Genomic DNA, 21,032 nt, shown 5'->3' with positions numbered 1-21,032 from the left:
ACCGATTATGTTTGACGCAGAGCTCATTGCAGCATTTTATAGGAAAGAAACCCCTTTCTATTATTATGATTTGGCCTTGTTGGGACGTACTTTGAATGCGGCAAAAACGGCTGCTGAATCACATGGCTTCCATGTGCATTATGCACTCAAGGCTAATTTTAATGGTCGCGTGCTCGAGTATATCCGTGACACAGGGTTTGGTGCGGATTGTGTAAGTGGCAATGAAGTAAAGAAGGCCATAGAAATGGGCTTTGATCCGAGTAAAATTGTGTTTGCTGGGGTTGGCAAATCCGATAGGGAGATTGATTATGCACTAAGGCATGATATTTTTGCCTTCAATGTGGAATCCGTTCAGGAATTGCGAGTAATTGATGGGTTGGCAGCCAAGCTTGGGAAAAAAGCGAATGTGGCTCTTCGCATCAACCCCAATGTGGATGCACAGACTCACCACTACATTACCACCGGATTAGATGAGAATAAATTTGGTATTTCATATTGGGAACTGGGCGATGCTATAGAGGCGTTGCGGGAGAGTGATTATATCGAATTGATTGGGATACACTTCCATATCGGTTCGCAGATAACCGACCTCAATGTATTTAAGAGTCTTTGTATTAAGGTCAATGAAATGAACAATTGGTTTGATGAACGTGGTTTCCGCTTGCAGGTTCTCAATGTAGGTGGGGGATTGGGGGTTGACTATCATCAACCAGACATCAAGCATGTTCCTAATTTTCAATCTTATTTTGAAATCTTCGCTAATTTCCTAGAACGCAAACCCGGCCAGGAAGTACATTTTGAATTGGGGAGGGCATTGGTATCGCAATGCGGAAGCCTGATAAGTCGCATATTATATGTGAAAAATGGAATCAAGAAAAATTTTCTGATTCTCGATGCAGGAATGACCGAATTGATGCGCCCAGCCCTATACCAAGCATATCATAAAATCGAAAGACTCAGTCCAATAGCAGCTGTGGACAATGAAGAACAGGTGCATTATGATGTTGTGGGTCCGATCTGTGAAAGCAGTGACTGCTTCGGCAAGGAAGTATTGCTGCCCCGGTCAGCGCGTGGCGACCTTATATCCATCCGAACCACAGGTGCTTACGGAGAAGTGATGGCATCACATTATAACCTTCGTGATGAAATACGCTATGTATATAGCGATGAAATTGTATAACGGTTGAGCGCTTCCTGGTTACCCATTAATTAAGGCAAGCATTTCAGCCGTATTGCGCACATCCAGTTTATGAAGGATGTTTTTGCGGTGTGTCATCACGGTATGGATGGATAAAAACAACAGGTCAGCTATCTCTTGGTTGGTATGGCCATTACGCACCAACCCGACAATTTCAAGCTCCCGCCGAGATAGTTTGAATTTATTCAGAAACTTATCCTCAAAAATTGCGTCTGATTCCCCTGGTTTCTGAGCCTGGTCATAGTCATACTGGTTTTCGCCGCTGTATATCGCCTTTATAGTGTCTATCAAATGTTGGGCATCCGAGTCTTTATGCAAATAGCCGTTAATGTCCATCTCTCTGCATTTTGCATAAACGTTTTCATCGGCATACATGCTTAACACGACGATCTTGCAGGCTGCCTGGTTGTTTTTCAAAATACGGATCGTGTTTGGACCATCCATAACAGGCATGTTCAGATCGACCAATGCCAAATCAACGGTATTGTTTTTCAGGTATTCCGCTAATTCTTTTCCATTCGAACAGATTTTTGCAACCGTTAACTCAGGATCGGACTGCAAAATGGACGCAATCCCTTCAGACATCAGCTTATGGTCATCGGCTATTGCAATCGTTATCATAGATCAATCATTTGGGAAAATGTTTAAATATGTGGGATACGAAGTTTGATTGTTGTTCCGTTATCTATGGTGGAAGCTATTTGAATATCTCCTCCTATAAGTTTGACACGGTCATATATATTTATAAGTCCTGAGCCCATATGCGCTGCATCTATTTGGAATCCCGCACCGTCATCGGCAATGTGTAACATACAGCCGCTGTTTTCTGCCACTAACTTAACAAATATATTCTTAGCTTCCGCATGTTTAAGGATATTATTGATGCATTCTTGAAAAATACGGCTTATCATCAATCGGTTTTGAGCATTTGAAGGTTCGCAAAACCCTTCGTTGTCGAACCAGGTCTTCACAATACCCGCTTTGTGCACCTTGTTTAGTTCTTGTTCGATGAAATCACTCAACGAATATTGCTCCACCCGATTGATATTCAAGTCTTGGGACAACTTGCGGATGTCCATGATCGCCTGGTTAATTAGTTGCTTCACATCCGTTTTTTGCTCGGTGCCTGGGCGAGAGAGGTATAATTTGATAAGCGACAAAAGTTGCCCTACATTATCATGAAGCTCCAGGCCCACATATTTCAATGTTTCCTCGCGTATTTCTACTTTTGCCTTCAATACAGACTGCTCATATTCGGTTTTAAGCTGTTGCTGTTCTTTGTAATGCTTGGTTTTTTTCTTTTGATATACGATCAGCATTGCGAGCATGAAAAATCCGATGACCAGCAGCATTAAACTGGCAAAGAGGATGGCAATCCATGGTTCGAAATCTGCAGATTCCATTGTTTTGCTATTAAGCTACAAAGGTTTTTCTAGACGAAGATAGTTCTTATGGAGCAGAAAACCAGCGATATACATGGAATAAAGAATGAAGGCATATATTTTCATCAAGACGTTTCCAAAATAAGCCTTGTTGATGACCAAGTAATTCCATAGGCTAATGGTCAATGTGCTACATAAATAAAAGAAAAATAAAGCCGTAACAACCCAAAACGTGGCATCTCTTAAGGGGTTTTTTTGGTTTTTATCATCAGTCAATATTTCATGGAAATACAACAATGAGTAAGTAACCACCAATATCCCTAACATCGTGCGGGAGTAAGTCATCAACAATGATATTCCCTGGATATGAAATAAGTTAATAAAGTAAAAGACAACCCATATAATTGCCGTAATTGCTATAAAAATCCGTTTCCATTTAGCAGATATTATTTGGCTGAAAAGAAAGGAGAAAAAAACGAAATTAATTAGGTAAAAGATATTGAATATGGGATAGTTACTTTTGAAATTCGTAAAAACAAACGAATATAATGATGCAATCAACTGGTAGGAAAATTGCATCATAAGAAAATAAGGGAATAGCTTCAATACAGGGGGGGTGATTGATTTGCTTTTGTAAAAACCAATCAGCCCCCCTAAAAATATCAATAAAAACAGGATGATGGTATAACTGTCCATACATCCATCAAAGAGGAAGCAAACAGCCGTCACCGGACGGTGGTGGTGGACACATGTTGATATCATCAGCAGGTAAACCAGCCTCAGCTTCAGCTTCGCTACTGGAAATAGGCATTAGAATAGGGCCTATTTTCCCGCCATTGTCCTTGTCAAGACTAGGCTGTTTCGAAATACGCAAACAATCGACGCTGTTTTCCATGGTAGGATTGTCGGAATCTTTGGACTTTGTGGCGACCATCACTACTGTATGTCGTTTTTTGTGCTCTGGACGTTTCAGCTTATGGCCTGGGTAATCATCCGCTATGCCAAAGTAAAGACGTATACCATCCGCCTTATTCAGTTCAAGTAGTTCAAGGATGGCTTCCTTGCCGATCCATACAGAGCGCGAGTCTTCTACTTCCTTGCCAAGTTCTCTACTGATCTTCTTGGAGGCAGGACCCCGACGCTGCTTGTCGTAAGCCTTGATCATCATATCAGCCAGTTCCAGGGGAATAAGCTTCAACTTGCTTGGTCTTTCTTCTTTCATTTTTAGTTGGGTTTAAATATTTGATTAGCTATATTTCTTGGGTGCTAATTTCGTTAACAATTCAGCCAATAGCAATACCCCAAAATAGGTATTTTAAACAGGTATTAAAGCAACTTGCTTTCGGCGACTTCGAATACGCTGTCTATTTTCCATTGTGTTGAATCTTGCGAAGCCTGTACTGCGAGGTAATCGCAACGCTCATTTTCTGCATGCCCCGCGTGGCCCTTTACCCATACAAATCTTACATTATGCAGTTTATATACATTCAGGAAGCGTATCCACAGATCCTTGTTCTTTTTGCCAGCGAATCCTTTTTGCAACCAACCATACACCCAACGTTTTGTTACCGCATCGATGACGTACTTTGAGTCGGAATAGACCACAACGTCTTGATGAGGTTTTTTGAGGGCTTCTAATCCTTTGATTACTGCCAAAAGTTCCATCCGGTTATTCGTGGTTTTGCGGAACCCTTCCGATAATTCCTTGTAATGCTGGCCCGACCGCAGGATTACCCCGTATCCGCCCGGACCAGGGTTTCCGCGTGATGCACCGTCAGTATATAATTCAATCATGGGTAACAAAGGTAAACCATTCGATGTGAAATCATTCGTTAAATCTACCAGAAATCATTTATTTTGTTATGGAGCAGGGGAGGAAAGGGTAGGAGTGCCCACTGAATATACATCGTACCAAAACAATTTATTTAATGAAACTCGCATGAGCCGCCGCTCACAAAGGAAAAGAATAACAGCTCATGCGAGCTTCATGGCCGTTAAAAAACAACTTATGAAAAAGCATATAGTCATATTCACCGGGGCAGGCATATCTGCCGAAAGTGGGCTCAAAACGTTCAGGGGAGAGGATGGCCTATGGGAAGGGTTTCGGGTAGAGGATGTAGCTACACCCGCTGCTTGGGCTAAAGACCCCGAACTGGTACAGCATTTTTACAACGTGCGCCGCAAAACCGTGCTGGAAGCAAAACCAAATGCAGCCCATTCGGCATTGGTGAAACTCGAAGAGATGTATCAGGTAAATATTGTTACGCAAAATATCGATGACCTACATGAAAGGGCAGGATCTACGAAGGTACTGCACTTGCATGGCTTGATAACCAAAGCGCAATCAAGCGAGGATCCAAAATTAGTATATCCAATCGTTGGTACCGAAATTGGGATGGGTGACCAATGTGAACTGGGTAGCCAATTGCGTCCGCATGTGGTATGGTTCGGTGAGGCCGTTCCGGCAATGGGGGAGGCGATACGGATTTGCCAAACAGCCGATATTTTCATTGTCATCGGTTCCTCATTGCAAGTGTATCCGGCCGCGGGATTGTTGGATGAAACACCTAATGGCGCTGTAAAATATTTTATCGATCCACAGGCGTCGGCGCTGATAAGGCATCATGACGTGATTGGTATCGATGAGCAAGCTGGGGTCGCCGTGCCGAGGATTGTGGATCAGCTAATGGGCAACAATGTGCAATAATTTGCCTATTTATTCGCCAAATATTATTTGGTTGTAATATATAAATAATTAATAACTAGTTATATTTATAGTTTAATTAAAGTTAAATTTTAATACAATGTACCCGTCCAAAGATGTGATGAGGAACTTCGCCAAATATAATTTCGAAAACCAAAATACTTGAAAATATATAGCTATTAATAAGCGATTTAAAGATTTCATATAACCTAATACTCATGCCTTTTATAAGCACCAATAAATGACTGGCGCATTTCATCAAAACGTTTGGTAATAGACGCTGTAAATTCTTCATCAACCATTTGGAAGATTCCGTTGACGCCATCGGTTATATCGGCCTCGGGGATTTTATAAACTTGTTCGAGCATGCCTTGTTCAAATTTGATGATGAATTTCTGGTTCATCGAAAATATGGTGATTTTGAAATCAGGATGTGGTAATTCTGCGATGGTTCTCATGGGGTTGTCCGTTTTATTTGATTGCCAAAGAAAGCAAATTATTCTGCAATAAATAAATTGAGAAATAATGGAAAATAATATCTCGATAAACTATGTGGCAAGAGCCGAGTAGCTCAAGCGCGCTAATTTGTGGATTATTATATAACTCATAATTTACGTTATGTTAAGTAATAAATTCAGACACTCTCCTTGCTGATGTATTTCAATGGATCCAGTTACATCTTTTGTCTATTCCGATTTAGTAATCATGAGCGCCGCTACAGTAAGGTTATTCCTGCTATCAATAAGAATGGCGCCACCATTGGCTTTGTTGGATGCATAATTGTCGAACGCCAATGAATCAGCTGACTTGAATTGGATTTGGCCAATATCATTCAACCCGAAATGATCACTGCTGGCTTTTTCAAGTGTATCAACGTTAATACGATAAATCACATCTTGCACCTTGACCTTCGTGGTTTTGCCATGATGTTGGAGTAAATACATATGGCTAAAATCAAGCGGTTTGGTATCCATCCAACAAATGTCAGCTTCAAACAACTGTGAAACTTCAGGTTGTTCATCTTCTTTCACTAGCATATCTCCTCTACTGATATCGATATCCTCGGCCAAATGGATCGTTACAGAGGCTCCATTTTCGGCAACGCTCAATTCCTCCGATGACAGCTCAATCTTCTTGATGCTGCTGCTAAATCCCGAAGGTAAAGCCACTACCCGATCCCCCACTTTAAACGAACCACCAATGACCCGACCTGCATAACCTCGGTAATCATGCAGCTCAGCTGTCTGTGGCCTGATTACCCATTGTACTGGAAAACGGGCTTGTTGCTTATCGGTGAGGTGATGATTGATGGTCACCGTTTCAAGGAAGCCAAGCAGTGATTGGCCGTCATACCACGGTATGTTGGGCGATTGAACCACAATATTGTCGCCCTTCAAGGCGCTGACTGGTATATAGTCGATTTGGCCGATATTGAGGTTTCCCGTCAGAAGTTCGTAGTCCGTTTTTATTTTATCAAATACGGCTTTATCATAATCTACCATATCCATCTTATTGACACAGACCAGTACATTTGGGATGGCCAAAAGCGATACAAGGAATGAGTGTCGCCGGGTTTGTTCGATGACTCCCTTACGTGCATCAATCAAGATAATAGCCAGATCAGCATTGGAAGCTCCGGTTACCATGTTGCGGGTATACTGGATATGGCCGGGTGCATCCGCTATGATGAACTTGCGTTTTTCAGTTTGGAAATATTTATAGGCCACATCAATGGTGATGCCCTGCTCGCGCTCGGCTTTGAGACCATCCGTTAGTATGGCCAAGTCAATTGTACCATCATTGTTTTTACGGTTAGCCCGTTGGATAGCTTCCAATTGGTCGTCTAATACCGAGTCGGTGTCGTAAAGCAATCTTCCAATCAAGGTGCTTTTTCCATCGTCCACACTGCCGGCCGTTATAAATTTGAGTAGATCCATTGTTCAGTAAATACGAAATATAATTTTTGTTAAAAGTAGCCGCCTTTTTTGCGGTCTTCCATAGCCGCTTCAGATACTTTGTCGTCCATCCTTGCACCACGTTCACTTATTTTTGACAGTCGAATCTCATCAATAATGTCGTCGATATGATAGGCATCGGATAGTACTGCTGCCGTACAGGTCATATCGCCTACCGTCCGGAACCGCACTTTACGATACTCCACGACATCTTCATGATCGATATTCAAGTGTACGGCGGCTGCCATTAATTGCCCGTTGCGGGTGATGACATCCCGTTCATGCGAAAAATAAATGGACGGGAGTTTGATGTTTTCCCTACGGATATAATTCCAGACATCCAATTCCGTCCAGTTACTAATGGGAAATACGCGCACATTCTCCCCTTTATGTATTCGTCCATTATATACGCTCCAAAGTTCGGGACGCTGCCGTTTGGGATCCCATTGCCCGAATTCATCACGTACGGAAAAAATCCGCTCCTTGGCCCTTGCTTTTTCCTCATCGCGCCGTGCCCCGCCAATGCAAGCATCAAAGCCATGTGCTGCAATCGTATCCAAGAGCGTCACAGTTTGCAGGGCATTCCGACTAGCGTTTTTACCTTTTTGCTCGATTACTTTTCCAGCATCAATGCTATCTTGTACATATCCTACAATCAATTCTTCACCTAATTTTGCAATCAGTTCATCACGGAAAGCAATGGTTTCGGGAAAATTATGTCCCGTATCAATATGCACCAACGGGAATGGGAATTTACCCGGTCTAAAGGCTTTCTCCGCCAAGTGTACCAAGGTAATGGAATCCTTTCCTCCAGAAAACAGTAACGCCGGTTTTTCAAATTGCCCTGCCACTTCCCGAAGGATATATATTGCCTCCGCCTCTAATTGATCCAAGTAGTCCATGTATATTCTTTATTTATTTAATGTAGCTATCAGCTACGTTCTTGCTATCTGCGTTTTATTTCAAATATTCAAATCACGTGGCATGCAACCCACATTCTTTCTTGCTCTTGTCTTCCCACCACCAGCGTCCGGCCCTGAAGTCCTCCCCTTCCCTTACCGCACGGGTGCAAGGAGCACAACCGATACTCGGAAATCCCTTGTCATGCAATGGGTTATACGGGATATTATGCGCTTTCACATATTCCTTCACGTCATCCAACGTCCAGTGGTATAGGGGATGGAATTTGATGAGCTGGTTGGTGCCATCCCACTCCACCTGTGACATGTCTTGTCTATTGTCTGACTGTTCTGCCCGTATGCCCGTAATCCAGCATTCTGCCCCTTCCAATGCCCTATGCAACGGCTCAATCTTACGGATATGGCAGCACTCCTTTCTGTTTTCAACCGACTCATAAAAACTCGACGGCCCTTTTTGGCTAATGAGTTGTTGCACGGCATGTGTATCGGGGAAATAGGCTTCTATTTCCTTCTTGTAGATTTCCAACGTACGATTCCATACATAATAGGTCTCCGGGAAAAGCCGTCCGGTTTCCAATGTGAATACGCGTATGGGTAAATTATTGCTAAATATGAGATGGGTGATGATTTGGTCTTCAAGGCCAAAACTGGTCGAGAACACAGTTTTTCCGGAAAACCGGTTTACCAACAATTCCAACGCCTCCAGCTCCTGTCTGCCCTCCACCAGTGCTCCTATTTCTTCCGTGATGTGGTTCATGACTTATCTTTTGATGCAATCAATGCAGCCGTATGTGCATTCAATTCCCTTACCTTATCCGTAAAATCGCCTTTCAGCATATCCCTCAATTGGCTCATGTAAGTTAGCGTCTCATCGATTTCCTCGGGCAGAGCTTCATTCAATAGCTCCTTGATCCTTTTGGCAATGGTAGGTGATTTGCCATTGGTGGATATCCCTAGTTTCAAATTCCCTTTCTTCACGATAGATCCCAAATACAAATCACACAAATCTGGTTTGTCTGCCACATTTATCAATTTTAACCGTTTGCGGCTCTCTTTATGGATATGCTCATTCAGGTTTGGATTGTTTGATGCCACCACCACCAAGTGTACATTGTCCAGGTCTTTGTCTTCAAAAGCGCGTTCATGTAACTGCACTGATGGGTAGTCCACTATAAATGCACGTACGGATGGGTTTATTTCCTTGGCGACGATGGTGATTGTAGCTTGGGGGCTGTTGCCCAACAACGCGGTAAGCTTTTCCAATGCTACATTGCCACCACCCACAAGCAGTGTATGCAATTGGTTCAATTGTAGGAAAACGGGAAACAATTGGTTATCTGCTACATACTGTGTCATACCGCTATACTTTTGTGGTGTTGTATCGCAAAGTGTTCATGTTTGGCTACCACATCGCCAATGACGATTACCGCTGGAGCACCAATTTGTTGTTCCTTGGCATTGGCAACAATGGCATCTACCGTGCCCAATGCAATCTTTTCATCGGGCAACGAGCCATTTTGGATGACGGCGATAGGTAGTTTTCCCCTCCCCTCGCGTTGATAGATTTCCACGATCTCAGCCAATTTATTTAACCCCATGAGAATCACTACGGTAGCATCCGTTTTGGCGGCAGCATAAATGTCTTTTGAAACTACCCCGGCTGTGGTTGCCCCTGTGATTACCCAGAAACTTTCACTGATTCCCCGGTATGTCAATGGGATACCCTGCAATCCAGCCAAAGCGGTCGAGCTAGATATACCGGGAACCACGGCGGTGGGAATACGGTGTTTGGCCGCATACTCAAGCTCTTCTCCTCCCCTGCCAAAAACAAAAGGGTCGCCACCTTTGAGCCGTACAACATGGCCATGGGAACGTGCGTAGGCAATCATCATCTCGTTGATCTCCTGTTGGCTATATGCATGGTGGTTGGCCCGTTTACCTACAAATACACGAATTGCATCTTGGGATGCGTATTCCAACAGTTCCTCATTGACCAATGCATCGTAAAGCACCACATCGGCCTTGGCGAGTGCCTTCAATCCTTTGAGGCTAATCAGATCGGTATCTCCCGGACCCGCCCCTACCAACGTTATTTTTGGATAATGGTTCATTGCGTCTGTTTCGTTGTTTGTCGTCCTAAAATCATGCCTAACCTATTTAGGCATTCACTGTATCCTTATTTTCCCTTTTGGCGGTTGCTGCTTCATAAAAGCCTATTGCTGCTGCCAAATATTGTTTTGCAAAAGTCTCCGAAGGTTCCTGTCTATTGATTTGCAACACCTGTCCTCCAAATCCTTCCGGAAAAGAAAACTCACCGGTTTCCACGAAATTGGTATCGAAATCCTTGATGATGGCGTGTTGAGAGCTACTTTGAATGCCTTTATCAAGCAATAAAGCTTTTGCACCACTGATGAACACACTATATACATGGTAAATGGCATCCGCATATGCCCCAGCATTATAGCTTTCATTGGCCCATGCTAGTTTTTCCTCGACCTCAAAGAGTAATGTGGCTACCAGATCGATCACCACACCAGCGCATTCTCCCACACCAATTGCGGTTTGGAAAGTCTCCTCATGCCCCCAATCTACAAACTCTTCATCCCTTAGCGTGGTGAGGTCTGCCAATGGTTTAAGCAAGCGATAGAAATAATCTTTCGTCTGGCGGTCGTAATAGTGGTGAAAAAGCTCCTCTTCGGAAGCGTTTTCTGCATAATCGTTGAGGATTAGTTGCAATACATGGGTCACCCGTTTGGATGGTACTTTGATGATTCGTTCAGCGGCCCTTCCAAGCCCATCGCCCAATGTGCCACCTCCCAACATCACTTGCGCAGCAGGAACCACTTTTCCAGCTGCTTTCAGCGAGCTACCATGAAATCCGATGTGTGCCAATCCATGTTGGCCACAGGAATTCATGCAACCGCTGATTTTTATTTTAAGTTCACGGTTATAGATAAGGTCTGCATATTCTTCATAGATCAACGTCTCGAGCACACGGGCCATTTCCGTACTGTTGGAGATACCCAGATTACAGGTGTCTGTACCTGGACAGGTGGTCACGTCTGCCACACTGTCAAAACCCGGTTGAGCTAAATCCAATCCATCGAGGACATTAAATATATGCGGCAAGGCACTTTTGCGTACAAACTTGAATAATAACCCTTGGTTTTGTGTGATGCGTATCTCATCTGCAATGTGTCCGCGTACTCCTTCCACAAGTTTCCTCGCTTTGGCGGTGGATAGGTCGCCCGTTGGTACCTTTATGTATATCGAATAGAAGTCTTCCTGTTTCTGTGGATAAACATTTGTTTTTTCCCATATTTCATAAGCCATCGGCTTACTGGCGGATAAGGTCTCAACATCGGTTCCTGCTGATGGTGCTGGTTGCGGTACAGCATCCCGGTCTACCACAAAAGATTTGACCTTATTGGCCGTGCGTTCTTCATCGATGAGCCGCAGGACTTCCTCCAACCCCATTTTTTGGATGAGGAATTTGAAACGTGCCTTATTCCGGTTGTTGCGTTCGCCATAGCGGTCGAACACCCGGAGAACGCTCTCGGAATAAGGAATGAGCTGGTCTTCGGGTAGAAATTCGTGTACGACATGTGCAATCATGGGTTGAGCACCCAACCCGCCACCCAACATGACTTTGAAGCCACGTTCCTCCACACCGTTTATTACACGGATTTTGGGGATAAAACCCAAATCATGCGCATAACTAAACGCAGTGTCGCGCACACTGGATGAAAAAGCAAATTTGAACTTGCGTCCCATTTCCTGGCAAATCGGGTTGCGAAGGAAATAGGAGAATAATGCATGTGCATAAGGCGACACATCGAAAGGTTCCTCAGGGTCGATGCCTGCATTGGGAGATGCCGTTATATTACGTACGGTATTACCACAAGCTTCGCGCAAGGTAATATCGTCCTGCGCCAGCTTGGCCCACAATTCAGGGGTTCGATCAAGACTCACATAGTGGATTTGGATATCCTGCCGTGTGGTGAGATGCAAGTTACTACTCGCGTACTCATCGGATATGTCGGCTATGGTGAGCAATTGTTTGAACGTGACCTTGCCAAATGGTAGTTTGATTCGAACCATTTGCACCCCAGGTTGCCGTTGGCCATATACCCCCCTAGCTAATCGTAGGCTACGGAATTTTTCTTCAGCAATCTTGCCTTCCTGATATTGCCTGATTTTGCGCTCAAGGTCTATGATTTCCTTTTCTACGACCGGGTTTTCCAGTTCAGTCCTAAAACTTTGCATAGCTGTTTCTAGCTTTATTGGGTAATAAAAAAACCTCCCTAAATCATTAGTGGAGGCCGTTATGTTTCGTTATGCATAAGACATTATATAACAGCCTACCTTCACTTCAGGACCGCCATACAACAAAGCATTGTAATTTTGTTTGTCTGTTTCATGGTACAAATATATGTAAAGTATATAGAAATGGTAGTATAAAATTAATAATTTATAATAAAATATACATAAATATTTGTTTTACAGCTAATTAATTCAAAACGGAAACATGTTTACAAATGCTATTTTCTTCCCAAATTAACTATTAAATGGGACAAATTGCATAGCTTATGGGCTTTTTATCAGCAGCAAATTAAATATAACACATAAAGTCTACCTATTTTATATATATTTGCGACATCAAAGAATGAAAAGGATTTATGGGGATAGGGAAAATGAACCACATCAGCTCGAAATCACTCGTATTCATATCAACGCTATGCGCTATATTATCGGGGTGCGCACCAAAGAACTCATCCGGCTGGGATGAAGAAGGGAAATTGCAGGGTATGATTAGTGTGTCAGGGGCATTCGCCCTCTATCCGCTCGTGGTATTATGGAGTGAGGAATTCAAAACCATCCATCCCAATGTCCGTTTCAATATTTCCGCAGGTGGTGCTGGCAAAGGTATTGCCGATGCGTTGAGCGGGATGGTCGATGTTGGATTAGTCTCTCGTGATATACATGAGCAGGAGTATGAACGTGGAGCCTATGTCATCAACGTGGCCAAAGACGCGGTGGTGGGTACGGTCAACAGCCAAAATCCGAATATGGATTATATACTGAAACGTGGAATAAAACAAGAAGAGCTCAAGCGGATTTTTGTGGGAGGCAACTTATCGAAATGGAACCAAATCGACTTATCATTTTCATCCGACGATTTGCATGTATATGTCCGGTCGGATGCAGCTGGAGCAGCAGAGACGTGGGCCTCTTTCTTAGGGCAATCACAAGAAGGTCTCAAAGGTATCGGGATTTTCGGTGACCCCGGTATCGCGCAGGCCATACAGAAAAATCCAATGGCCATTGGGTTCAACAACATCAACTATGTATATGATCTCAAAACGCGGAAACAGGCTGCCGGTATCCGCGTGATTCCCCTAGATTTGAACAATGATGGAGTCATTGGGCCCGATGAGGACTTTTATGATGATATTGACAGCTTAACCCATGCGGTAGCTACAGGGAGGTATCCTTCACCACCTGCAAGGAACCTTTCATTTCTGTTCAAGGGCAAACCGCAAGATGTGGTGCTTGTTGAATTTATCAAATTCGTATTGACTAAAGAAGCGCAGTCTATCCTCCTGAAAAATGGATACACGCCACTTAATGAAGACTGGCTGAGAGAAGAACTCGCTAAACTAAATTGATTTTGAGTCTCCGGATAATAAAAGACAAATTTATAGCCAACGCGATGCTTATCCTTTCGATCGCATCGGTTTCGTTCGTATTTCTGATTGGTATTGGATTATATTGGCGTGCTGCTCCCTTATTTAATGAAAACACGTTGTACTCCTTGTTCCGTTCGAGCGAATGGGCGCCCTCTAGCGGCAAATTTGGGTTTTATCCCTTCATCATGGGCACATTGTGGGTTACCCTAATCGCCATCGTGGTGGCGCTTCCGTTGTGCTTGCTTACGGGGGTCTACCTTACTGAATACGCCAAATCAAGCGTCCGCAGGGTTATGTTGCCATTGGTGAATATCTTGGCCGGTATTCCCCCTGTGATTTATGGCGTATGGGGTATTTTCTTTGTGGTACCTATTGTACGGGAGTACGTGGCACCGCGCTTCACAGAATATTCTAGTGGGTATACCGTGCTTACAGGAGGTGTAGTACTCGCAGTGATGATATTCCCCATCCTCGTCAGCATTGTATCAGAGGTACTAAAGACCATTCCCAAAGAGCTGAAAGATGCTTCCCTGTCTTTGGGGGCAACCAAATGGGAAACCATCAAAAAGGTGGTCCTCAAACGGGCATTGCCTGGTATCATCGCCGCTACGGTACTGGCGGTATCTAGGGCATTTGGAGAAACCATTGCGGTATTGATGGTTTGTGGCAATGTGCCGGTGGCACCCACATCTGTTTTTGATGGGGGATATCCCCTACCCGCGCTTATTGCCAATAATTTTGGAGAAATGATGTCCATCCCTTTATATGATTCAGCATTGATGTTTGCCGCTTTGCTGTTGTTTGTCATCATTTTCCTATTTAACCTGGTTTCGCGTATTATCCTCAATCGCATTGAACATAAATACAGTTCCTGATGGGTATTAAAAAGAGAAAAACCGAAGAAACAATTTTCAAGGCACTGATGGTATTGGCCTGCATCATGGTTGGTTCAAGCCTTTTCCTAATTGTGGGCACCATTGTGGTTAAGGGGCTGCCATACCTTACTTGGGATATGGTTTCCAAAATACCTCAAGGTGGTTTTTATATCGGTGAAGAGGGCGGTGTACTCAACGCCATTATCGGATCGCTATACCTTGCTGGCGGGGCTACGGTGCTGGGGTTGTGCATCAGTATCCCGATCTCGATATACCTCAATATTTACCTGAAACGTGGAAGCTTCCTCAGCAAATCGGCCAAACTGGCTTTTGATGTACTGTTCGGTATACCGTCCATTGTATATGGTGCCTTCGCATTCAGCATCATGATTTGGATGGGGGTACGTGCGTCCCTGTTGGGAGGAGTCATTGCTGTCACGCTATTGATTATCCCGATATTGGTGCGTACGTTGGATGAAGTAATAGCCACGGTTCCCAAAGAGCTAAAACATGCGGCACTATCGTTGGGAGCCACCCGTTGGGAGGCAGCAAAAGTAATCCTTAGGCAAATAAGGCCGGGAATTTACACCGCAGTTCTATTGGCATTTGGGCGCGGTATTGGCGACGTAGCTTCAGTCCTATTCACTGCTGGATTTAGCGACAATATTCCGATATATATCGATGAGCCCGCGGCTACGTTACCCTTGGCCATATTTTTCCAGTTAAGCAGCCCCATACCCGAGGTTCAAGGCAGGGCGTATGCGTCGGCACTTATCCTTACCATTATTATTTTGGTTATTGTAGTAGTATCACATTTTATCGCGGCCAAACAAACTAAACACAACATTTAACATGACCCAACACCCACTTATCAGTGTCAAGAACCTGAATGTACATATCGACGGGCATCATATTCTCAAGGGGGTGAACATCAACATCCCCGACAAGAGTGTAACATCCATCATCGGGCCATCCGGATGCGGCAAAACCACATTGCTTAAAACATTTAACCGCCTGCTCGACGACACGGCTAATGTAAAGGTGTCAGGTAGCGTGTTGGTAAGTGATGAGGACATCTATGCTCCAGATGCCGAAGTGACCCATATTCGTAAAAAAATGGGGCTGCTATCGCAGCGTCCTTATCCCCTACCCATGTCTATCTATGACAATGTGGCCTATGGGCCAAGGATTCACGGCGTGCGGAAAAAAAGCGAACTTGATGCCATTGTGGAAAAGCAACTGAAAGACACAAGCCTTTGGAGTGAGGTGAAAGATCGCCTACATGGCCCAGCCGCCAAACTTTCCATAGGGCAGCAGCAACGCCTATGTTTGGCAAGGGGATTGGCAGTGGAGCCTGAAATCATTTTGGGCGATGAATCCACTTCTGCGCTCGATCCGATATCCACCCATAAAATAGAAGACCTTTTTGTGCGGCTCAAAGAGAAATATACCATCGTATTGGTCACGCATATCCTCCGGCAGGCCCGCCGGATATCAGACTATATCATATTCGTATATATGGGTGAAATCATCGAGTTCGGCCCTACGGAAGAGGTATTGCTCAATCCCCGAGAAGAACTGACCAAACAATACGTGAAAGGGTTTATCAGTTAGCGGCCTATTATCGGCTATCAGCTTTGTCCACAACGATTATGGTTAGCGCGATTAGCCGGTAGCTAACCTCATTCCAAAATCAGTTCAATCACGGGTATCTCCACATTTGGTTTCACTACTGGAATGTCTACAATCAGGTCATTTTCGCCAGCGGTAACCGTGGTATGCCCACCTGCTTCGGCAGATGATCGGGAGGTATATTTAACTTCGGAACCGTCATGAAGGAATTGGGCATATTTCACTTTCCCTTTAAAGTTTGGCAGGTAAAGTGTTTTAAACGGCCATTGCAGCAGATGCACATACAGCCTTTTTGTGTCCGGATTGTATGTGAGCAAACAGTTGTCTGGTTTGACGAATTCTTCTGGAGCCGCCGTACAGCCATATATGGATCGGTTGTTGTATTTCATCCATTGGCCAATGGCATCCAACCGGTCTGTAGCGCGATCGTCGAAATTGCCTCTACCGGTTGGCCCTACATTGAGCAGCAGATTACCTCCTTTACTCACCACTTCAATTAACATGGCTATCAGCTGATTGGCGCTCTTCCATGTGTTTTCATCGCGATGGTAACCCCATGACCCTGAAAATGTTTGGCAGGTCTCCCAAGGTACTTGTACACCGTCGCGTTCGGGCCAAGCCTTTGGCATGAATTGCTCGGGCGTAATGTAATCCCAACCCCATGTCTTATCGTTCAAGTCGAGGCGGTCATTTACAAGGATTCCGGGTTGTAGTTTCCGTGTTAATTCCAACAGCCCTTCACTATCCCAATCTTCATGCCCTTTACCATCTTCACCGGGATATGAAAAGTCAAAAAATAGCAAGTCGATTTTTCCATAATCCGTTAGCAGCTCGGTGAGCTGGTTCTTGAGAAATTGCCGGAACCTCCCCATGTCTTTATTGCCGTTTTCATCCCTTGCCGCCTTATCGTTGCGGAGCGGGTGTACACGGTCGATGATGAAATCCGGGTGATACCAGTCAATCAGCGAAAAATAGAAGCCTATCTTCAGCCCCTCATTCCGGAATGCCTCAACAAATGGCTTGAGTAAATCCCTGCTCGCCGGAGTATTAGGCGCCTTATAGTCACTATGCTTTGTATCCCACAGGCTGAAACCCTCATGGTGACGTGCGGTAATCACCACGTATTTCATACCCGCTTTCTTAGCTTGGGCAGCCCATTCCTTGGGATCATATAAATCCGGATTGAATTGGTCAAAATACCTTCCCCTGTACGCTTCGGTAGACAATTGTTCACGGTTCTGTACCCACTCATGGCGTGCCGGCACCGCATATAAGCCCCAATGGATGAACATGCCGAAACGGTCGTGCGACCACCAAGCCATGCGTTCTTCCTTTTGTGTGTGACTTTCATTGGCCCACTTTGGCGAGTCTACGGTCTGTGCCAGGGCACAACAAGCAAAAACCAACAGCGTAAAGAATAATAATGGTGTCCTTTTCATCGAGAGGCAAATTAAATGATTTACAATGGTACAGGTATTACAATAGCTCGTATACCTACACGACAAAGGTGCCTCTTTTCTATCGAAGTAGATTAATTCAAATTGATATTGTATTCAGCTCAATTAACATGATGCAACTGCCGCTCTTATCCTTATTAATTTCTCCAGCAACGCTTCCAGTAAATCCAAGTGCAGCATATTCGCTGCATCCGACTTGGCGTTGGCCAGATCTGGGTGTGTCTCGATGAACAAGCCATCTGCCCCCACCGCGATGGCCGCTCTTGCAATAGTTTCGATGAGAGCCGGTTTACCTCCTGTCACACCGGAGGTCTGATTGGGTTGTTGCAACGAATGCGTGCAATCCATCACCACAGGCACCCCAAAATCCCTCATCTCTGGAATCCCCCTAAAATCCACAATAAGATCTTGGTAACCGAACGTGTTTCCCCGATCAGTGAGCATAACTTTTTTATTGCCAGAATCCATCACTTTATCCACCGCAAATCGCATGGAACCGGCCGAAAGAAATTGGCCTTTTTTTATATTGACGGTTTTACCTGTCTTCGCCGCCGCTACCAGCAATTCGGTCTGCCGACAAAGGAATGCCGGAATTTGCAATACATCCACATATTCAGCAGCCATAGCTGCTTCAGGACTTTCATGGATATCAGTTACCGTAGGCACACCAAAGGTCTCACCCACTTTACGTAATATCTTCAATGCCTTTTCATCGCCAATCCCAGTAAACGAATCCACTCGGGAACGGTTGGCTTTGCGGTATGAGCCCTTGAAGATATAAGGGATGCCCAATCGGTCGGTGATAGTGACTATACGTTCCGCGATACGAAGACAGATGTCTTCCCCTTCGATGGCACATGGACCCGCCATCAGGAAAAAATTAACGGAATCGGCATGTTTGATGCCCGGTATTACAGTTTGTATCATTTTTTAGAATCGCTCAAATCGCATGTCCCAAATCTAAATAATTAGTTCCCCAATTCAGACATGAATTTAATACGCATTAATTGAATTTCCTCATAGGTGTAATCATCGGTGCCTAATTCACGGAGTGCGTCGTCGATGGAATCGATCTCCGCACTGCGGAAATAGTCGAACACTTCATCCTGTCTGTCCTCATCGATGATTTCATCCACAAAGTAACCCAAATTGAGCTTGGTTCCAGAATTGACGATGGATTCCACTTCACGCAACAAGTCTTCATAGCTGATACCTTTGGCGGAAGCGATATCCCCGAGACCTATTTTACGGTCGATGTTTTGAATAATGGATACCTTCAATGCCGACTTATTAGCCGTCCCTTTAATAACAAGGTCTTGAGGGCGATCTATCTCATTCTCTTCTACGTACTGCTTGATGAGTGCCACAAATTGCGCCCCAAATTTCATCGCTTTTCCTGCGCCCACCCCATGTATTTGCTTCAACTCATCAATCGTGATGGGGTAATGCGTACACATCTCGTCTAGCGAAGGATCTTGGAAAATCACGAACGGGGGAAGACCTTTCTGTTTCGCTATTTTCTTTCGCAAATCCTTCAGCATCTTCAACAGTTGGGCATCTACGGTTCCTCCGCCTTGTTGCATGGACTCATCGGTTCCATCATCTGTGGCAGCCTCCATGGGTTTGTTCAAGATGAATTTGATTCCATAAGGATTTTCGATGAACCTTTTGCCGGATTCGGTAAGCATCAGCAGTCCGTAATGGTCAATATCCTTAGCCAGGAAATTGTTCAATACAGCCTGCCTTATTAACGATTTCCAATAAATGATACCCAGTTCCTTCCCGCTACCAAACATAGGGTGCGCATCATGCTTATAGGATGAAATGGGTTGGTTGTTTTGTCCGATGAAAACATTGATGATATGGTGGTCGTCAAATTTCTCCCCTTGTTGTTGTATGAATTTGAGGACATTTAATAGCGAGGTTTCCGCATCGAATTGGGTTTGTTGCGCACTGCAATTATCACACATGCTATCGCAGCCGGTTTCGTCGAAGTTCTCTCCAAAATAATGGAGTATCTGTTTACGGCGGCATACCGAGGATTCTGAATAATCAATGACCTCTTTGAGGATCTGCGTACCAATCTCACGTTCGGAGACTGGTTTGTCCTTCATGAATTTGGTCAATTTCTCGATGTCCTTCTCCGAATAGAACGCCAAGCAATGTCCTTCGCCCCCATCACGTCCGGCACGGCCAGTTTCCTGGTAGTATCCTTCCATGCTTTTAGGGATATCATGATGGATCACATAGCGCACATCAGGTTTGTCTATGCCCATACCGAAGGCTATGGTGGCCACAATGACCTCCACATCCTCCATGAGGAACTTATCCTGTGTGTCCGCTCTTGTTCTTGCATCCAACCCAGCATGGTAAGGTAATGCCTTGATGCCGTTTATGCTCAATACCTCGGCGATTTCCTCCACTTTCTTTCGGCTCAGGCAATAGATAATGCCCGATTTCCCCGTGTTGTTTTTGATAAACCGGACGATTTCCTTGACCACGTTTCGCTTAGGCCGTACCTCATAATAGAGATTTGGCCTGTTGAATGACGATTTGAACAAGGCAGCATCGTTCATCTGCAGATTTTTGCGGATGTCAGACTGCACTTTAGGCGTGGCCGTGGCCGTAAGGGCAATCACCGGAATGTTGTCGCCTATGGAATTGATAACCGACCGGATCTTGCGGTACTCCGGCCTGAAGTCATGTCCCCATTCCGAGATACAATGTGCTTCATCCACCGCCACGAAGGATACGGTAATCAATTTCAAAAACTCAACATTCTCGGCCTTTGCCAATGACTCAGGAGCCACATAAAGCAATTTCGATTTCCCAGCCGTTACATCCTGCTTTACACGAGTAATCTCACCTTTATTTAATGACGAATTGAGGAAATGAGCGATGCTGTCATCACCCCCAAAGGCTCTAAGCTGATCCACTTGATTCTTCATCAAAGCTATCAGTGGCGAAATGACGATGGCTGTGCCCTCACTCATTAATGCCGGTAATTGATAGCAAATGGATTTCCCCCCACCAGTGGGCATAATCACGAACGTATCTCTTTTTTGTAGCGTGTTGGTGATTATCGCCTCTTGATCACCCTTAAATGTGTCAAATCCAAAAAATTCCTGTAAATTGTCAAATAGTGTTTTCTCTATTTCCATTGCGCGTTTCGCAAAAATAAGATAGACTGATAACTAAATAATGCTCAAAATAACATAT

General features: G+C 44.4%; 21 protein-coding genes. 6 read left to right on the top strand and 15 right to left on the bottom strand.

Features of this window, described 5'->3' with window-relative positions:
- The first annotated feature begins 7 nt into the window (after nucleotides 1-7).
- The gene (gene lysA / locus NF543_RS07860) at nucleotides 8-1,180 is read left to right on the top strand and encodes a diaminopimelate decarboxylase (protein ID WP_257667570.1); all 1,173 of its coding nucleotides are present in this window, start codon (nucleotides 8-10) and stop codon (nucleotides 1,178-1,180) included.
- Between the two features lie 18 nt (nucleotides 1,181-1,198).
- Here the strand turns inward: lysA and NF543_RS07855 are convergent, their stop codons facing one another.
- The 5 genes from NF543_RS07855 to rnhA form a co-directional block, all read right to left on the bottom strand.
- Nucleotides 1,199-1,819, bottom strand: coding sequence for a response regulator transcription factor (locus NF543_RS07855; RefSeq protein ID WP_257667569.1), 621 nt, complete (start codon nucleotides 1,817-1,819; stop codon nucleotides 1,199-1,201).
- A gap of 23 nt (nucleotides 1,820-1,842) precedes the next feature.
- Nucleotides 1,843-2,601 (bottom strand): sensor histidine kinase, encoded by a 759-nt coding sequence (locus tag NF543_RS07850; protein WP_257667568.1) that lies wholly within the window; start codon nucleotides 2,599-2,601, stop codon nucleotides 1,843-1,845.
- A 15-nt stretch (nucleotides 2,602-2,616) separates the two neighbouring features.
- Complete coding sequence (locus NF543_RS07845; RefSeq protein WP_257957454.1) at nucleotides 2,617-2,925, bottom strand: hypothetical protein; 309 nt, start codon at nucleotides 2,923-2,925, stop codon at nucleotides 2,617-2,619.
- Between the two features lie 358 nt (nucleotides 2,926-3,283).
- Nucleotides 3,284-3,802, bottom strand: coding sequence for a hypothetical protein (locus NF543_RS07840; protein WP_257667566.1), 519 nt, complete (start codon nucleotides 3,800-3,802; stop codon nucleotides 3,284-3,286).
- Nucleotides 3,803-3,906: 104 nt separating this feature from the next.
- Nucleotides 3,907-4,374 carry a ribonuclease HI gene (rnhA, locus tag NF543_RS07835; RefSeq protein ID WP_257667565.1) on the bottom strand — a complete coding sequence of 156 codons (468 nt, stop codon included), beginning with the start codon at nucleotides 4,372-4,374 and terminating at the stop codon, nucleotides 3,907-3,909.
- A 214-nt stretch (nucleotides 4,375-4,588) separates the two neighbouring features.
- On the opposite strand from rnhA, the gene NF543_RS07830 reads away from it, so the two are divergent.
- The gene (locus NF543_RS07830) at nucleotides 4,589-5,287 is read left to right on the top strand and encodes an SIR2 family NAD-dependent protein deacylase (protein ID WP_257667564.1); all 699 of its coding nucleotides are present in this window, start codon (nucleotides 4,589-4,591) and stop codon (nucleotides 5,285-5,287) included.
- Between the two features lie 206 nt (nucleotides 5,288-5,493).
- Here the strand turns inward: NF543_RS07830 and NF543_RS07825 are convergent, their stop codons facing one another.
- The 7 genes from NF543_RS07825 to NF543_RS07795 all read right to left on the bottom strand — a co-directional run bounded on the left by NF543_RS07825 (nucleotide 5,494) and on the right by NF543_RS07795 (nucleotide 12,425).
- On the bottom strand, nucleotides 5,494-5,742 hold the full coding sequence (locus NF543_RS07825) for a hypothetical protein (RefSeq protein WP_257667563.1): 249 nt from the start codon (nucleotides 5,740-5,742) through the stop codon (nucleotides 5,494-5,496).
- Between the two features lie 228 nt (nucleotides 5,743-5,970).
- Nucleotides 5,971-7,221, bottom strand: a complete 1,251-nt coding sequence (locus NF543_RS07820) for a sulfate adenylyltransferase subunit 1 (RefSeq protein ID WP_257667562.1) — start codon at nucleotides 7,219-7,221, stop codon at nucleotides 5,971-5,973.
- A gap of 29 nt (nucleotides 7,222-7,250) precedes the next feature.
- On the bottom strand, nucleotides 7,251-8,141 hold the full coding sequence (gene cysD, locus NF543_RS07815) for a sulfate adenylyltransferase subunit CysD (RefSeq protein WP_257667561.1): 891 nt from the start codon (nucleotides 8,139-8,141) through the stop codon (nucleotides 7,251-7,253).
- A gap of 73 nt (nucleotides 8,142-8,214) precedes the next feature.
- Entirely contained in the window at nucleotides 8,215-8,916 is a 702-nt protein-coding gene (locus NF543_RS07810; protein WP_257667560.1) for a phosphoadenylyl-sulfate reductase, read from the bottom strand.
- Nucleotides 8,913-9,515 (bottom strand): precorrin-2 dehydrogenase/sirohydrochlorin ferrochelatase family protein, encoded by a 603-nt coding sequence (locus tag NF543_RS07805; RefSeq protein WP_257667559.1) that lies wholly within the window; start codon nucleotides 9,513-9,515, stop codon nucleotides 8,913-8,915. The genes NF543_RS07810 and NF543_RS07805 overlap by 4 nt, the downstream gene beginning before the upstream one ends.
- Entirely contained in the window at nucleotides 9,512-10,270 is a 759-nt protein-coding gene (cobA, locus tag NF543_RS07800) for a uroporphyrinogen-III C-methyltransferase (protein WP_257667558.1), read from the bottom strand. The genes NF543_RS07805 and cobA overlap by 4 nt, the downstream gene beginning before the upstream one ends.
- A gap of 46 nt (nucleotides 10,271-10,316) precedes the next feature.
- Nucleotides 10,317-12,425 carry a ferredoxin-like domain-containing protein gene (locus NF543_RS07795; RefSeq protein ID WP_257667557.1) on the bottom strand — a complete coding sequence of 703 codons (2,109 nt, stop codon included), beginning with the start codon at nucleotides 12,423-12,425 and terminating at the stop codon, nucleotides 10,317-10,319.
- A 428-nt stretch (nucleotides 12,426-12,853) separates the two neighbouring features.
- Between NF543_RS07795 and NF543_RS07790 the strand changes: the two genes are divergently transcribed.
- From NF543_RS07790 to NF543_RS07775, 4 genes are read left to right on the top strand one after another with little or no spacing between them, the layout of a single operon-like run.
- On the top strand, nucleotides 12,854-13,828 hold the full coding sequence (locus NF543_RS07790) for a PstS family phosphate ABC transporter substrate-binding protein (RefSeq protein WP_257667556.1): 975 nt from the start codon (nucleotides 12,854-12,856) through the stop codon (nucleotides 13,826-13,828).
- A gap of 44 nt (nucleotides 13,829-13,872) precedes the next feature.
- On the top strand, nucleotides 13,873-14,724 hold the full coding sequence (gene pstC, locus NF543_RS07785) for a phosphate ABC transporter permease subunit PstC (RefSeq protein WP_373274997.1): 852 nt from the start codon (nucleotides 13,873-13,875) through the stop codon (nucleotides 14,722-14,724).
- Nucleotides 14,724-15,575: a PstA family ABC transporter permease gene (locus NF543_RS07780; protein WP_257667554.1), complete on the top strand. Its 852-nt coding sequence runs from the start codon at nucleotides 14,724-14,726 to the stop codon at nucleotides 15,573-15,575. The genes pstC and NF543_RS07780 overlap by 1 nt, the downstream gene beginning before the upstream one ends.
- A gap of 1 nt (nucleotide 15,576) precedes the next feature.
- Nucleotides 15,577-16,338 carry a phosphate ABC transporter ATP-binding protein gene (locus tag NF543_RS07775; protein ID WP_257667553.1) on the top strand — a complete coding sequence of 254 codons (762 nt, stop codon included), beginning with the start codon at nucleotides 15,577-15,579 and terminating at the stop codon, nucleotides 16,336-16,338.
- Nucleotides 16,339-16,406: 68 nt separating this feature from the next.
- Here the strand turns inward: NF543_RS07775 and NF543_RS07770 are convergent, their stop codons facing one another.
- The 3 genes from NF543_RS07770 to recQ all read right to left on the bottom strand — a co-directional run bounded on the left by NF543_RS07770 (nucleotide 16,407) and on the right by recQ (nucleotide 20,974).
- Nucleotides 16,407-17,795, bottom strand: coding sequence for an alpha-L-fucosidase (locus tag NF543_RS07770; RefSeq protein WP_257667552.1), 1,389 nt, complete (start codon nucleotides 17,793-17,795; stop codon nucleotides 16,407-16,409).
- 123 nt (nucleotides 17,796-17,918) lie between these two features.
- Nucleotides 17,919-18,740 carry a 3-deoxy-8-phosphooctulonate synthase gene (gene kdsA / locus NF543_RS07765; protein WP_257667551.1) on the bottom strand — a complete coding sequence of 274 codons (822 nt, stop codon included), beginning with the start codon at nucleotides 18,738-18,740 and terminating at the stop codon, nucleotides 17,919-17,921.
- A 41-nt stretch (nucleotides 18,741-18,781) separates the two neighbouring features.
- Nucleotides 18,782-20,974 carry a DNA helicase RecQ gene (gene recQ / locus NF543_RS07760; RefSeq protein WP_257667550.1) on the bottom strand — a complete coding sequence of 731 codons (2,193 nt, stop codon included), beginning with the start codon at nucleotides 20,972-20,974 and terminating at the stop codon, nucleotides 18,782-18,784.
- Nucleotides 20,975-21,032: the final 58 nt, after the last annotated feature.

Origin of the sequence: Parapedobacter tibetensis (assembly GCF_024704835.1) — a bacterium.
Classification (GTDB): domain Bacteria; phylum Bacteroidota; class Bacteroidia; order Sphingobacteriales; family Sphingobacteriaceae; genus Parapedobacter; species Parapedobacter tibetensis.
Note: the sequence above shows the minus strand (reverse complement) of the source record. Positions and strands in the feature narration are given on the sequence as shown.

Coding starts and splice junctions, on each gene's coding strand:
- lysA (WP_257667570.1), top strand. CDS start 8: ATGTTTGACGCAGAGCTCATTGCAGCATTTTATAGGAAAGAAACCCCT.
- NF543_RS07855 (WP_257667569.1), bottom strand. CDS start 1,819: ATGATAACGATTGCAATAGCCGATGACCATAAGCTGATGTCTGAAGGG.
- NF543_RS07850 (WP_257667568.1), bottom strand. CDS start 2,601: ATGGAATCTGCAGATTTCGAACCATGGATTGCCATCCTCTTTGCCAGT.
- NF543_RS07845 (WP_257957454.1), bottom strand. CDS start 2,925: ATGACTTACTCCCGCACGATGTTAGGGATATTGGTGGTTACTTACTCA.
- NF543_RS07840 (WP_257667566.1), bottom strand. CDS start 3,802: ATGAAAGAAGAAAGACCAAGCAAGTTGAAGCTTATTCCCCTGGAACTG.
- rnhA (WP_257667565.1), bottom strand. CDS start 4,374: ATGATTGAATTATATACTGACGGTGCATCACGCGGAAACCCTGGTCCG.
- NF543_RS07830 (WP_257667564.1), top strand. CDS start 4,589: ATGAAAAAGCATATAGTCATATTCACCGGGGCAGGCATATCTGCCGAA.
- NF543_RS07825 (WP_257667563.1), bottom strand. CDS start 5,742: ATGAGAACCATCGCAGAATTACCACATCCTGATTTCAAAATCACCATA.
- NF543_RS07820 (WP_257667562.1), bottom strand. CDS start 7,221: ATGGATCTACTCAAATTTATAACGGCCGGCAGTGTGGACGATGGAAAA.
- cysD (WP_257667561.1), bottom strand. CDS start 8,141: ATGGACTACTTGGATCAATTAGAGGCGGAGGCAATATATATCCTTCGG.
- NF543_RS07810 (WP_257667560.1), bottom strand. CDS start 8,916: ATGAACCACATCACGGAAGAAATAGGAGCACTGGTGGAGGGCAGACAG.
- NF543_RS07805 (WP_257667559.1), bottom strand. CDS start 9,515: ATGACACAGTATGTAGCAGATAACCAATTGTTTCCCGTTTTCCTACAA.
- cobA (WP_257667558.1), bottom strand. CDS start 10,270: ATGAACCATTATCCAAAAATAACGTTGGTAGGGGCGGGTCCGGGAGAT.
- NF543_RS07795 (WP_257667557.1), bottom strand. CDS start 12,425: ATGCAAAGTTTTAGGACTGAACTGGAAAACCCGGTCGTAGAAAAGGAA.
- NF543_RS07790 (WP_257667556.1), top strand. CDS start 12,854: ATGAACCACATCAGCTCGAAATCACTCGTATTCATATCAACGCTATGC.
- pstC (WP_373274997.1), top strand. CDS start 13,873: ATGCTTATCCTTTCGATCGCATCGGTTTCGTTCGTATTTCTGATTGGT.
- NF543_RS07780 (WP_257667554.1), top strand. CDS start 14,724: ATGGGTATTAAAAAGAGAAAAACCGAAGAAACAATTTTCAAGGCACTG.
- NF543_RS07775 (WP_257667553.1), top strand. CDS start 15,577: ATGACCCAACACCCACTTATCAGTGTCAAGAACCTGAATGTACATATC.
- NF543_RS07770 (WP_257667552.1), bottom strand. CDS start 17,795: ATGAAAAGGACACCATTATTATTCTTTACGCTGTTGGTTTTTGCTTGT.
- kdsA (WP_257667551.1), bottom strand. CDS start 18,740: ATGATACAAACTGTAATACCGGGCATCAAACATGCCGATTCCGTTAAT.
- recQ (WP_257667550.1), bottom strand. CDS start 20,974: ATGGAAATAGAGAAAACACTATTTGACAATTTACAGGAATTTTTTGGA.